Origin of the sequence: Alistipes ihumii AP11 (assembly GCF_025144665.1) — a bacterium.
GTDB lineage: Bacteria > Bacteroidota > Bacteroidia > Bacteroidales > Rikenellaceae > Alistipes_A > Alistipes_A ihumii.
This window is the reverse complement of sequence record NZ_CP102294.1, coordinates 638,534-651,544: the sequence shown is the minus strand read 5'-3', so window position 1 is coordinate 651,544 and position 13,011 is coordinate 638,534. Positions and strand designations below refer to the sequence as shown.

Below are 13,011 nucleotides of genomic sequence, written 5' to 3'. Positions count from 1 at the left end.
GACATGCCGCTTTTCGCTCAAAACGGAAAAATCGACAGCCATGAAAAAGATGTTCGTAACGGTCGCCTGCGCCTTGCTGTCGCTCGCGGCTTTCGCTCAGCAAAGCGTCAAAAGCGACGAGGGCAAGCCTCTGGTATTCAGCAAGGCCGAGTTTGTCGGCAATCTGACCGTGCGGATGATTCGTTCCGATACGGCGCGGATCGAGATCAAGCAGAGCCAGTCCGAGAGCAACCGGCTGGACTGGGGGGTCAAGGACGGTAATCTGTTCGTCAAACTGAAGCCCGGCATGAACGGTAAGGCCAGCAGTGCCGAGGTCGTGCTTTATTACGACAGCCTGCAGGCGTTGAAAGCGTCCGCCGCGAACGTGGCCGTCGAAGGTACGGTCTGCGGCGAGGTGCTGAGCGTCGATCTGGCGGCAGGCGCTACGCTCGGCATGGACGTGGCTACGACCGACCTGTACATGAAGGTGGCCGGAAATTCGGCCGCCGACATAACCGGCACGACGAAGTACTATACGCTTTTCGCGACGAGTAAGGCCAAGGTCGACAGCCGGACGCTCGAGGCGATGGATGTCCGCGTCGAGGCGGCTTCGGGGGCCGAAGCTTACGTCTGCGCGACCGAGCGCCTGCAAATGACCAGCGACACGGGAGCCGCGATTTTCTACCGGGGGGAGCCTTCGATCGTCCGTTCCTCCGCGAAAATGATGGGCACGATCAACAGCATCGGCCAATAGGCTTTCTGCGCTTGACTTGTTTCACCGTACCCGCGTGTGCCGTTTCCTGAACCGGAACGGCACATTCGGTTTATGCGACCGCATTCGATGAAAGGCTTTATATCCGAATTGGCCGAAAGGCTGTACGACCGTTACGGCGACGAGGTTTCGTCGCTGCGCATGGTGTTTCCGAGCCGCCGGGCACGGCTCTTTTTCAGCGATGCGCTCGCCTCGGTGGCTCGGCGTCCGTTGTGGCAGCCCCGTTTCGAGAGTTTGGGGGAAATCATGGAGCGGGTGGCCGGGATGCGCTTGAGCGATGAGATCAAGCTCGTTACCGAGCTTTACAAAGTCTACTCCCGCTATCACGACGAAAGTTTCGACGCGTTTTATTTCTGGGGCGGCATGCTGCTGGCCGATTTCGATCAGATCGACAAGTACCTGATCGATGCCGACATGCTTTTCTCCAATATGGGCGACCTGAAAGCGCTCGAGAGCGACCGCTCCTATCTGACTGCCGAGCAGATCGAGGTGATCGCCCGTTTCTGGCGAAGCTTCGGGCTCGAAAGCGAGTTTTCCGAGGAAAAAGAGCGTTTTATGACGATTTGGAGAAGCATGGCCGACGTCTATCACGGTTTCCGCAATCGTCTGCGCGAGCAGGGGCTCGCTTACGAGGGCATGATTCACCGCGAGGCCGCCGAGCGCCTTTCGGGAGAGGAGACCGTCGAATGGTCCGACGATCCGCAGGCGCGCTATGTCGTGGCGGGATTCAACGCGCTGTCGGAGTGCGAGAAACGGCTTTTCCGCCGGATGTACGGCAGCGGCAGGGTCGAGTTCTACTGGGACTACGACGATTATTACGTCGGTAATCCCGATTACGAGGCGGGCCTGTTTCTGCGCGAGAATATCCGGAATTTCCCTTCTCCTTCCGGCGAGCGTCTCTCCTGCGACCGCTTCCGCCGGCCGAAGCGGATCGAAATCGTGTCGGCCCCGTCCGACAGCATGCAGTGCAAGTACGTGCACGAATTTCTGAGCGGACTGATCGAGCGCGGCATACGGCCCGGCAAGCAGACCGCCATTGTGCTGACCGACGAGTCGCTGTTGCTGCCCGTACTCTATTCGATTCCCGAGCAGATCGAGCAGGTCAATGTGACGATGGGCTATCCGTTGCGCCAGACGATGGCCTATTCGTTCGTCGAGCGACTCGTCGAGCTTCAGAGTCGCAGAAAGCCGGGCCGCGACGGCGAGCCGATGTACTATCACAGCGATGTGACCGGATTGCTTCTGCACCCCTATGTCCGGGCCTGCGACCCGGCGGCGGCCGGGCTTGCGGCCGAGATACTGCGCCGGCAGTCGATCTACGTGCGCCGGAGCATGCTCGCTCCGGGCTCGGTGATCGATCCGCTGTTCGCGCCGGCAGGCTCATGGCAGGAGCTTTCCGCATATATCCGCGACTCGCTGTCGCTGGTGATCCTGCATGCCGCGTCGGCAGACGATGTCCGGCAGCGGAGGGAGTTTTTTTCGGTGATCGTCGACCGGATCTGCCGGCTCGAGAACTCGCTCGCCGGGAGCGGTTTGGAGGTCACGACGCCTGTCTTCGCCTCGCTGCTGCGCAAAATGCTGCAAGATGTGCGCATTCCGTACGAAGGCGAGCCGCTTTCCGGCGTGCAGATCATGGGGATACTCGAGACGCGCAACCTCGATTTCGAGCATGTGCTCGTGCTGTCGGTCAACGACGATACCTTTCCCGGCAACCGGGCGGTTTCGTCTTCGTTCATTCCCTACAATCTGCGGTATGCCTACGGCCTGCCGACTCCGCAACACCACGAGGGCGTCTATGCCTACTATTTCTACCGGTTGCTACAACGGGCGGAGACCGTCCACCTGGCCTACTGCTCGCGCAGCGACGACAAGCGTACGGGCGAGCCCAGCCGCTATGTCTATCAGTTGGAGTACGAATCGCCGCACCGGCCGCTGAGGCGCGCGATCCGGCTCGGCGTGAATTTGACGAAGACGGAACCCGTCTCGGCCTCGAAAACCGGACGTACCGCGCGTATTCTGGAGGAGTATCTCGACGGGGGAGGGCGCTCCCTGTCGCCGACGGCCTTTTATCAGTATGTCGAATGTCCTTTGAGATTCTATTTCCGTCATGTGGCGGGATTGAAGCCGGTCGAGGAGATCGCCGAGGAGATCGACCTGCCGATGTTCGGCACGATACTGCATCGGGCCATGGAGTTGCTTTACATGCCGTTGCTCGGCGATCCGAACCCGCAGCGGACCATCGCTTCCCTGCCGGGTACGCCGGCCGTAAAGGAGGCGGTCGTGCGGGCCGTGAACGAAGAGTATTTGCAGGATCCGAAAGCTACCGAGGAGGAGTACGGCGGGAGCGTTCTGTTGGTGCGCGACGTCGTCCGCAAGTATGTCGATTCCTGCATATTGCCTTACGACGCTTCGCAACGGGGGTATGCCGTCGAGCGTCTCGAGGCGACGGTCGAGTATCGCGTCCCGCTCGAGCGGAACGGCCGCGTCCGGTCGGTGGGTTTCGCCGGCAAGGCCGACCGGATCGACCGGCTTTCGGACGGAGCGCTGCGCGTGGTGGACTACAAGACGGGCAAGCCTCACAACCGTTTCCGCGACGTTGCCGCGCTGTTTTCTTCTGTTGCCGCCGAGCGGAGCCCGGCCGTTTTGCAGACTTTGCTCTATGCGATGATGCTGTCGCAGTCCGAAAACTGCGACGTGCAGCCGGCGCTTTATTACGTCCGCTCGATGCAGGACGAGCGCTTTTCGCCTCTGCTCGTCGAGGGCGACCGTCCGGTACTTCGTTTCTCGGACTATCGTGAGTCGTTGAACGGGCATCTGCAGAAAACGCTCTCGGAACTGTTCGACTTTTCCAAGCCGTTCGAGCAGTGCGAGGACCGTTCGGTATGCGCCTACTGCGATTTCCGCGAGATATGCCGCAGATGAGTAAAAGAGATTATGATGGAAAATATCGTTTTCAAACCGAAAAAGCCCTGTACAAAAACTATCGTAACGGCGGTGATCGCGTTGCCGGCTTTCGTCGCGGCGATTTGGATCGCGACGCGTTGAACGGAAGGCGGTAGAGGTTTTACCCGTTGGTACGGAAATCCGAGTGATCGCATAACAAGCACCCGGACCCTCTGAGGCCCGGGCGCTTCCTAATTATTTACGCAGCGCAGGTATCGGCCCGGCTTCGTCCAACGGGCGGATATCTGGCCGTGCGGACCGAATTGTCCGTCAGGAAATCGACCGCCGGTTCGGATTCCGTACGTTGAGCATGGCCGCTGCCGCGTTGACGGCCTGTCATTTCGGACAGGTTGCGATCCCCGTTCCCGTCGATCGCCCGCTCGGTCTTCTCGCTATCCGATCGTGCGTAGCCAAACGAAATTCGTCACGCGCTGAAAGAGCCGGAAAGCCGACGTGGACCTCTCAAATGACCGTTTCATTAGCGGAAGCATTCCGGTGCAAGCGCCGACTCGTATCGATCGGCGTCGGGCACGGCGTGCCCGAGTCACGACCTCGGGCCACAGCACTCCCTCCGATCGTGTCGGCAGCCGGTTCGGGAACGAAACCGGCTGCCGTCTGCTGCATAGCGTTTTCCCGTTCTTGTCCGGATTCCGGATTCCTGATTCAGTTGATGCTCATCATCTCCCGGTACTTGGGCAGAGGCCACAGCTCGTCGTCGACGATCAGTTCCAACTTGTCGATATCGTGGCGTATCTTGTCCAGATAGGGCTGCACCTCTTCGGAGTAACCGGTGGCCCGGGCGACGATGTCGTCCATGGCATTGTACTTCTTGCGGGCATCGACCATATGGTAGGTGTTCTCGCGGATCGCCTTGACGTACCGGGCGATTTTGCGGATCGTCCGGATTTCCTCGGCGGCCATGTCGGCATACTCGTCGGGAAGAATGTCCTTAAGTCCCTTGACGTTCTGGATCAATATGTTTTGGTAGCGGATCGCCGTCGGAACGATATGGTTCGCCGCCAGGTCGGCCAGTACGCGCGATTCGATCTGGATTTTCTTGACCAGATTCTCCATGTTGATCTCGTAACGGGCGTGCAGTTCGGCCTCGTTGAAGATACCGTGCTTCTCGAACAGCGCGATCGCATCCTTGCGGACCGAGACCTTGAACGCGTCGGGCACGCTGCCGATGCTCTCGATCCCGCGCTCGGCCGCCTCGCGCAGCCATTCGGCGCTGTATCCGTTTCCCTCGAAACGGATGTTTTTCGATTCGATGATGTATTTGCGGATGATTTGCAGAATGGCCTCGTCCTTTTTGATACCCTTGGCGATCAGCTTGTCGACCTCTTCCTTGAATTGCGTCAGCTGCTCGGCGATCGCGGTGTTGATGACGATCAGCGGGGCGGCGCAGTTGTTCGACGAGCCTGTCGCGCGGAACTCGAACCGGTTACCCGTGAACGCGAAAGGCGAGGTGCGGTTGCGGTCCGTGTTATCGAGCAGGATATTGGGTATCTTGCCGATGTCGAGTTTGATCTCGGTTTTTTCGTCGGGCGTCATCTTCTTCTCGCTTACGCGCTGTTCGAGCGAGTCGAGCACGGCCGACAGCGTCGAGCCCGTGAAAACCGACATCACGGCCGGAGGGGCCTCGTGGGCTCCCAGCCGGTGCGAATTCGACTGCGTGGCGATCGAGGCCATGAACAGGACGCCGAACTTGTGCGCGGCCATGATCGTATTGACGAAGAAGGCCAGAAACTGAATGTTATTCTTCGGAGTCTTGCCCGGGGCCAGCAGATTGACGCCCGTATTCGTGCACAGCGACCAGTTGCAGTGCTTGCCCGATCCGTTGACGCCCAGAAACGGCTTTTCGTGGAACAGCACTCTCAGTTTGTGCCTGAGTGCGACGCGTCGCATGATGGTCATCAGCAGCGTGTTGTGATCGACGGCGATGTTCGCTTCCTCGAACATCGGAGCGCACTCGAACTGATTGGGCGCCACTTCGTTGTGCCGGGTCTTGAGCGGAATGCCGAGCCGGTAGGCTTGCTGCTCGAAGTCCTTCATGAATTCGAGTACCCGGTCGGGGATCGCTCCGAAGTAGTGGTCGTCGAGCTGCTGGTCCTTGGCCGCGATATGGCCCATCAGCGTCCGTCCGGTCTGCATCAGGTCGGGACGGGCCAGAAACAGCGCCTCGTCCACCAGAAAATACTCCTGTTCCCAGCCCAGCGTCACGTTCACCTTGTCGACGTCCTTGTCGAAATACTGGCATACCTCGACGGCAGCCTTGTCGACCGCCGTCAGCGATTTCAGCAGCGGGGTTTTGAAGTCGAGCGCTTCGCCCGTATAGGCGATGAATATGCTGGGAATACAGAGCGTCTTGTCGAGTATGAATGCCGGCGAGGAGGGGTCCCATGCCGAGTAGCCCCGGGCCTCGAACGTATTGCGCAGCCCTCCGTTCGGGAAGCTCGATGCGTCGGGCTCCTGCTGTACGAGCAGCTCGCCCTTGAACGTTTCGAACGAGCCTCCGCCCCACATGGGCTCGAAAAAGGCGTCGTGCTTTTCGGCCGTCGAGTCGTTCAGCGGCTGGAACCAGTGCGAGTAGTGGGTCGCGCCTTTCTCCATGGCCCACGTCTTCATGCCTTGCGCGACTTGGTTGGCGATCTTGCGGTCGATCCGGCGTCCTTCGTCGATCGCGTCGCATAGGCTTTCGTAAGCCTCCTTGGAAATATACTGCCGCATTTTCTCGCGGTCGAAGACGTCGGCTCCGAAATAGTCGGAGATTTTCTTGTCCGAAAGCTCGGGCTCGATCGGTTCCCTGCGCGATATTTCGCCGAGGGCTTTGAAACGTAGTGTGGCCATGTGAGTCGTTTGGTTAGAAAATGAACTACTGACGGCAAAATTAGTAAATATTTCGATTGTGCCCTACGGAAATACGGGGCGTGAGAGAAAAGTTCCTGTTTTTTGTGCGAAGACCCCCTGTCAATCGAATGACTGCATGCCCGTTTGGGCTATTTTGACGATTTTCTGATACTCCTCGTAGTCGAGCTCCATGAAGAAATAGTGGATCGGGTCGACTCGCATGCCGTTGTGCCGGATTTCATAGTGCAGGTGCGGAGCGAGCGACAGGCCCGTGTTGCCCGACTGGGCGATGATGTCGCCCCGACGGACGCGGTCGCCCCGGCGCGCGTAGATTTTGCCTAAGTGGCTGTATACGGTTTCGTATCCGTTGCCGTGGTCTATGACCACCGTGTTGCCCGAAGAGGTGCGCTTGGTGATAATCTCCTTGATGCGTCCGTCGGCGGTGGCGAATACGCGCGAACCTTCGCTGACCGTGTAGTCGACTCCCTGATGGGCCGCGAGACTTTTGTAAAACGGGTGGATGCGCATGCCGTAGGAGGCGGTGAGCAGCGTGAGCTCCTTGTTGATGACGGGCTGTATGGCCGGGATGTTGTCGAACCGGTCCTTGAGCGAGTCGGCGGCCTGTTCGAGCGTTGCGAGGGTGAAAAGCTGCTCGCTGCCGCGTTTCTCGAACGAGCGGAGTTTTTCGAGGAAAAGCTTGCCGAGTTCCTTGTTCGACTTGGTCAGCAGCTTTTCCTGAGCCTCCCACTTCTTTTTCTCGAAATCGGTATCGAAATTATAGGGGTCCGACTCGAACAGGGTTCGGAACACGCTTCGGTCCCGGTCGATGACGTTCATCAGCACCTTCTCTATCGTGTCGTAGCGTCGGCTGAGCGAGTCGTACTGTTGCCTGAGCATTCGGGTCGAATGCTTCATTTCGTATTCCAGCGGCGTGTCGAAAAAGATCGAGAACGCAAAGTAGTAGAGTACGGCCATTCCGGTCCACGCGAACGCATGAACCACCCCGCGCAGGAATTTCTTCTTGAAATTCTCGCTCTGCTCCTGCCAGCGAGGCACGAGGTCCTTGAAGCGGGTCGGTCGGCTGTTCTCGCTCATGGTCTTATTCCGTTTCATAGGTGGTCGCCCGCGCCGACTCGATGATCTTTTCGAATTCGGCCTCGGTCATGTCGCGACTGAAGTAGTTGATCGGATCGACGTGCTGGCCCCGGTAGATTACCTCGTAGTGCAGGTGCGGCCCGGTCGAGCGTCCGGTGCTGCCGACCTCTCCGATCAGCTCGCCACGCTTGACTTTCTGTCCCGGGGAGACGAGTATCTTGCTCAGATGCGCATAACGGGTCTTATAACCGAAACCGTGGTCGATCAGCACTTGCAACCCGTATCCGCGCACGCCCTCGTTGTTGAACGCGACCGTGCCGTCTCCGGTCGCATAGACCGGATTGCCTGTCCGTCCGCCCAGATCGATACCCTGATGCCCCGAGATTCGTCCCGATATCGGATGCACGCGCGAGCCGAACGCGCCGATGTGTCCGCGCAGGTTCCGTCGGTCGATCGGCCAGATCGCGGGGATCGCGTCGGCCATCAGCTCCTTGCTTTTGGCCATGACCTCGAGCTGGTCGAGCGATTTCGACTCCTGATACAGCAGCCTCGTCATCCGGTCCAGCTCGAGCCACGTACCGATCATCTGCGGGGCGTACGGATCGTCCTTCATGCTGCCGTATTTCGCGGCGGGGTAGGGCGTGTAGACGCCGTGCACGCTCAGCGAGTCGACGCCGAACAGCGAGCGGTAGACCCTGTTGTCCCGGTGGCGCAGCTCGTCGAGTTTGGCGGTCGCCGCTCGGATTTTGTCGCCGAGCATTTCGTACTGGAGCATCAGTTCGTTGTTTCGCTCGCTGATACGATACATTTTCGGAGTATAGAAAAAGAACGAGAACAGCAGGTTGGCGATCGAGGCCAGAATGAATCCGACCAGTATTTTCCTCAGGATGCGGTAGAACCGGATGCGCAACGGGATGGCGATCACCTCGTAGGTCAGCGTCTGCGGATTGAATTTGTATCGTTTTTTCGCCATTTCGTTAATTCTGCCCCCGAAAGTACGCAAAATTAGACCAAATTGCTTAATTTTGCAACCTCTATGGATTAACGAACAAGGGTATTCAGTTAGTATAACTCGATTATGGATTCCAATCAGATTCGGGAGACGTTTCTCGATTTTTTCCGCAGCAAGGGCCATCGGATCGTTCCCTCGGCACCGATGGTCGTCAAGAACGACCCTACGCTGATGTTCACCAATGCCGGCATGAACCAGTTCAAGGATCTGTTTCTGGGCAACAGCCCGATCCGGGACCGCCGGGTGGCCGATTCTCAGAAATGCCTGCGCGTTTCGGGCAAGCATAACGATTTGGAGGAGGTCGGCCTCGACACCTATCACCATACGATGTTCGAGATGCTCGGCAACTGGTCGTTCGGCGACTATTTCAAAAAGGAAGCGATCTCTTGGGCATGGGAACTGCTCGTTGACGTGTACGGACTGCCCAAGGAGCGGCTGTACGCGACGATTTTCGAAGGCAGTCCCGAGGAGGGTATCGAGCGGGACGACGAGGCTTACGGATATTGGAAACGGTTCTTGCCCGAAGATCACATCATTCTGGGCAATAAGCACGACAATTTCTGGGAGATGGGCGATACCGGTCCCTGCGGCCCTTGCAGCGAGATACACTACGACCTGCGGAGCGACGAGGAGCGTCGCGGGCTGGACGGGCGCGAGCTGGTCAATAAGGGACACCATCTGGTTATCGAGATATGGAATCTGGTGTTCATGCAGTTCAACCGCAAGGCCGACGGACGGCTCGAACCGCTGCCGGCCCGCCATGTCGATACGGGCATGGGCTTCGAGCGGCTGTGCATGGTATTGCAAGGCAAGCAGAGCAACTACGACACGGATGTCTTCCAGCCGACGATCTGCCGGCTGGGCGAGATGTGCGGCCGTCGCTACGGCGACGATCCGAAGACCGATGTCGCCATGCGGGTGGTCGCCGACCATCTGCGCGCGATCGCGTTCTCGATTGCCGACGGTCAGCTTCCGTCGAATGTCAAGGCCGGGTACGTGATCCGTCGCATCTTGCGTCGCGCCGTCCGGTACGGTTATACCTACCTCGGTTTCGACGAGCCGTTTATCTGCCGGCTGGTCGACGGGCTGGTCGCTCAGATGGGCGGGCAGTTCCCCGAACTGGTCGCCCAGCGGGAACTGATCGTAAAAGTGATCGAGGAGGAGGAAAACGCGTTCCTGAGGACGCTTTCGACGGGCATCAGCCTGCTCGAGGGCGTCATGAGCAAGGCTCGCTCGGCCGGCAGCGACACGATCGGCGGCAGCGATGCGTTTCTGCTGTACGATACCTACGGTTTCCCGATCGATCTGACCGAACTGATCGCCTCGGAAGGCGGCATGAAGGTCGATACGGACGCTTTCGCCGTCGAACTGCAACGCCAGAAAGAACGCTCGCGCAATGCGGCGGCCGTCGATACGGACGATTGGGTCGAACTGCTGCCGATCGTCGAGAGCCGGTTCGTCGGCTACGATACGCTCGAAAGCGACGTGCGCATTTCGCGCTATCGCCGCGTGAAAGCCAAAAACAAGACTTATTTCCAGCTCGTTTTCGATCATACGCCTTTCTACGGCAATTCGGGAGGGCAGACCGGCGACAAGGGATATATCGAGGCCGGAGGCGAGCGTATCACCGTGACCGATACGCTTAAGGAGAACAATCTGACGATCCATCTGGTCGACCGTCTGCCGGCGGATCTGGCCGCCGATTTCCATGCCGTCGTCGATGCCGGAGCCAGAGCGGCGACGGCCGCCAACCATACGGCCACTCACCTGTTGCACAAAGCGCTGCGCCGGGTGCTCGGCACGCATGTCGAGCAGAAAGGCTCGCTCGTGTGTCCCGATTATCTGCGTTTCGATTTCTCGCATTTCCAAAAGGTGACCGACGAGCAGATCCGGGAGGTCGAGCGGCTCGTCAATGCCGACATCCGGAGCGACTACGCGCTGGAGGAGCGGCGGGATTGTCCGATCGACGAGGCCCGCTCGATGGGGGCGATGATGCTTTTCGGCGAGAAGTACGGCGAGCGGGTGCGCGTGATTCGGTACGGCGAATCGGTCGAGTTGTGCGGCGGAACGCATGTTGCCCGGACGGGGAACATAGGCTTCTTCAAGATTCTCTCCGAGAGCGCGACCTCGGCCGGCGTGCGCCGTATCGAGGCCGTGACGGCGCAGCGGGCGGCGGAGTTCGTCTACGGTCTGGAGGACACGCTGAGAGGCATTCAGCAATACGTGAACAATCCTTCCGTCACGCAGGCCATCAAGAAGCTCGTTGAGGAAAATGCGGAGCTGAACAAGCAGATCGAGGAGGGAAAGCGCGAGCGCATCCGTTCGATCGTCGAGTCGATCGAGCCGACTCTGACCGAAGAAGACGGCATCGTGCTGATTGCCCGACAGGCCGATTTCCTGCCCGATATCGTCAAGGGGATCGCGTTCGGACTGAAGCCGAAGTTTCCGAACCTGGTATTCGTGATCGGGTCGGCTGTCGGAGGCAAGCCCGCGTTGACGGTCATGCTCGGCGACGAGATCGTCTCCCGGGGCGTCGATGCTTCGAAAGTGGTGCGCGAGGCGGCCAAGGAGATAAGCGGCGGCGGCGGCGGACAGCCTTTCTATGCGACGGCCGGAGGCAAGGATGTCGCCGGAATCGAGAAAGCGATCTTCCGGGCGGTCGAATTGATAAAGACTCAATTGAAACGATAAAAACAACTCGAGGGGCGTGCGTTGGGCGCGTCCCGAAATTAAAACGGCAAAGGCTATGGCAAACAAAGTGTTACTGATGATTCTGGACGGCTGGGGCAAAGGCGATCACGGTCACGACGATGTCGTGTTCTCGGCTCATCCCGAGTATATCGACTCGCTGGAAGCGACGTATCCTTCCGCACAGCTGCGCACCGACGGCGAAAATGTCGGCTTGCCCGAGGGACAGATGGGCAATTCCGAAGTGGGTCACCTCAATATCGGTGCCGGGCGCGTCGTCTATCAGGACCTCGTGAAAATCAACCGCGCCTGCCGCGACGACTCGATTCTGAAGAATCCCGAAATCGTCAAGGCATTTTCTTATGCGAAAGAGAACGGCAAGCAGGTGCATTTCATGGGCCTCGTCTCGGACGGCGGGGTTCACAGTTCGCTGGACCATCTCTTTAAGCTTTGCGACATATCGAAGCATTACGGCGTGGATAAGACTTTCGTGCATTGCTTCATGGACGGACGCGATACCGATCCGCGCAGCGGCAAGGGTTTTATCGAAGCGTTGCAGAGTCATCTGAAAGGGTCGGCCGGCCGGATCGCGTCGATCGTCGGCCGCTACTATGCGATGGACCGCGACAAGCGTTGGGAGCGCGTCAAGCTGGCATACGACCTGCTCGTAAAGGGCGAGGGCGAGAAGGCGTCCGATCCGGTCGCCGCCGTGCAGAAGTCTTACGACGAGGGCGTGACCGACGAGTTCATCAAGCCGATCGTCTGCGTCGACGGCGAGGACCGTCCGCTCGGCACGATCCGCGAAGGCGACGTCGTGATCTTCTTCAATTTCCGCAACGACCGTGCGAAGGAACTGACGATCGCACTGACGCAGCAGGATATGCCCGAGTTCGGCATGAAGCGGCTGCCGCTCTATTATTGCTGCATGACGCCTTACGATGCGAAGTTCGAGGGATTGCACATCCTGTTCGACAAGGAGAACGTCGTCAATACGATCGGCGAGTATGTGTCGAAGCAGGGACTCAGGCAGTTGCGTATCGCCGAGACGGAAAAATACGCCCATGTGACGTTCTTTCTCAATGGCGGTCGCGAGGAGACTTTCGAAGGAGAGGAGCGGATTCTGGTTCCGTCTCCCAAAGTGGCCACTTACGACCTGCAGCCCGAAATGAGCGCTTACGAGGTGAAGGACAAACTGGTGGCCGAACTGAACAAGAAGAAGTTCGATTTCATCTGCCTGAACTTCGCCAACGGCGACATGGTGGGGCACACGGGAGTTTACGATGCGATTTTCAAGGCGGTTAAGGCCGTCGACGCTTGCGTGCACGACGTGGTCGAGACCGCCAAGGTCAACGGGTACGAGGTCGTGCTGATTGCCGATCACGGCAATGCCGACCATGCCGAGAACGCGGACGGAACGCCCAATACGGCCCATTCGTTGAATCCGGTTCCTGTTATCGTCGTTTCGGACCGGGTCAAGAGCGTGCGTAACGGGGTACTGGCCGACGTGGCTCCGACCGTGCTGAAGCTGATGGGGCTGCCTCAGCCTGAGGAAATGACCGGAAAAGCGCTGATCGAAATGTAGACTGTTGTTTTGGAAGCCCGAAAATGTTTACGCGGGAGGCGGGAATGCCTCCCGTTTTTTTGTCGTTGCGGATTGGTCGTTTCCGGTCGC

Annotated in this window: 8 protein-coding genes; 5 read left to right on the top strand and 3 right to left on the bottom strand. The window is 58.8% G+C overall.

Translation table 11 applies throughout. From position 1 onward, the window contains the following. Positions 1-40 precede the first annotated feature (40 nt). The 3 genes from NQ491_RS02650 (at position 41) to NQ491_RS02640 (ending at position 3,810) form a co-directional block, all read left to right on the top strand. Entirely contained in the window at positions 41-733 is a 693-nt protein-coding gene (locus tag NQ491_RS02650; RefSeq protein ID WP_157365651.1) for a GIN domain-containing protein, read from the top strand. Between the two features lie 87 nt (positions 734-820). Next, positions 821-3,673, top strand: coding sequence for a PD-(D/E)XK nuclease family protein (locus tag NQ491_RS02645; protein WP_019244883.1), 2,853 nt, complete (start codon positions 821-823; stop codon positions 3,671-3,673). After that, positions 3,670-3,810, top strand: a complete 141-nt coding sequence (locus NQ491_RS02640) for a hypothetical protein (RefSeq protein WP_157365652.1) — start codon at positions 3,670-3,672, stop codon at positions 3,808-3,810. Before NQ491_RS02645 ends, NQ491_RS02640 begins: the two co-directional genes overlap by 4 nt. A 547-nt stretch (positions 3,811-4,357) precedes the next feature. Here NQ491_RS02640 and NQ491_RS02635 read toward each other — a convergent pair. From NQ491_RS02635 to NQ491_RS02625, 3 genes are all read right to left on the bottom strand, one after another. Continuing rightward, on the bottom strand, positions 4,358-6,544 hold the full coding sequence (locus tag NQ491_RS02635) for a glutamine synthetase III family protein (protein WP_019244886.1): 2,187 nt from the start codon (positions 6,542-6,544) through the stop codon (positions 4,358-4,360). Positions 6,545-6,664: 120 nt separating this feature from the next. Continuing rightward, positions 6,665-7,639, bottom strand: coding sequence for a M23 family metallopeptidase (locus NQ491_RS02630; protein WP_026089493.1), 975 nt, complete (start codon positions 7,637-7,639; stop codon positions 6,665-6,667). 4 nt (positions 7,640-7,643) lie between these two features. Further along, positions 7,644-8,612 (bottom strand): M23 family metallopeptidase, encoded by a 969-nt coding sequence (locus tag NQ491_RS02625; RefSeq protein ID WP_019244888.1) that lies wholly within the window; start codon positions 8,610-8,612, stop codon positions 7,644-7,646. 105 nt (positions 8,613-8,717) lie between these two features. On the opposite strand from NQ491_RS02625, the gene alaS reads away from it, so the two are divergent. Continuing rightward, entirely contained in the window at positions 8,718-11,342 is a 2,625-nt protein-coding gene (alaS, locus tag NQ491_RS02620) for an alanine--tRNA ligase (RefSeq protein WP_019244889.1), read from the top strand. Between the two features lie 55 nt (positions 11,343-11,397). Then, the gene (gpmI, locus tag NQ491_RS02615; protein ID WP_019244890.1) at positions 11,398-12,921 is read left to right on the top strand and encodes a 2,3-bisphosphoglycerate-independent phosphoglycerate mutase; all 1,524 of its coding nucleotides are present in this window, start codon (positions 11,398-11,400) and stop codon (positions 12,919-12,921) included. Positions 12,922-13,011 lie beyond the last annotated feature (90 nt).

Bases quoted from the DNA above. Each gene is read 5' to 3' on its own strand.
- alaS (WP_019244889.1), top strand. From the start codon at position 8,718: ATGGATTCCAATCAGATTCGGGAGACGTTTCTCGATTTTTTCCGCAGC.
- NQ491_RS02645 (WP_019244883.1), top strand. From the start codon at position 821: ATGAAAGGCTTTATATCCGAATTGGCCGAAAGGCTGTACGACCGTTAC.
- NQ491_RS02650 (WP_157365651.1), top strand. From the start codon at position 41: ATGAAAAAGATGTTCGTAACGGTCGCCTGCGCCTTGCTGTCGCTCGCG.
- NQ491_RS02635 (WP_019244886.1), bottom strand. From the start codon at position 6,544: ATGGCCACACTACGTTTCAAAGCCCTCGGCGAAATATCGCGCAGGGAA.
- gpmI (WP_019244890.1), top strand. From the start codon at position 11,398: ATGGCAAACAAAGTGTTACTGATGATTCTGGACGGCTGGGGCAAAGGC.
- NQ491_RS02630 (WP_026089493.1), bottom strand. From the start codon at position 7,639: ATGAGCGAGAACAGCCGACCGACCCGCTTCAAGGACCTCGTGCCTCGC.
- NQ491_RS02625 (WP_019244888.1), bottom strand. From the start codon at position 8,612: ATGGCGAAAAAACGATACAAATTCAATCCGCAGACGCTGACCTACGAG.
- NQ491_RS02640 (WP_157365652.1), top strand. From the start codon at position 3,670: ATGAGTAAAAGAGATTATGATGGAAAATATCGTTTTCAAACCGAAAAA.